Below are 255 nucleotides of genomic sequence, written 5' to 3' on the forward strand. Positions count from 1 at the left end.
TTATACCATCTATAAAACGTGGCGCGTGGGATCCCGAGCTTGTCCAGCGTGCGCTTGGCCGGCAGATGCGACTGCTCGACCAACTGGATGATCTCGGCCTTCTCGGACGCAGGGTATCTCATGCCTCGTCCTCCCCATCCCCGTTCATGCTTTTTTTGAGCAGCCGGTTCTCAAGGGTGAGGTCGGCCACAACTTCCTTCAACGCGGCCGTCTCACGACGCAGATCCTTTACCTCGCCGGAGGTTGCCGCACGTG

At 59.2% G+C, this 255-nt stretch carries 1 pseudogene; it reads right to left on the minus strand.

From position 1 onward, the window contains the following. Window positions 1-255, minus strand: a pseudogene (locus ACZYOF_RS44675) (helix-turn-helix domain-containing protein); the annotation flags it as partial.

The organism is Bradyrhizobium sp. LeoA1Lang (genome assembly GCF_055413685.1).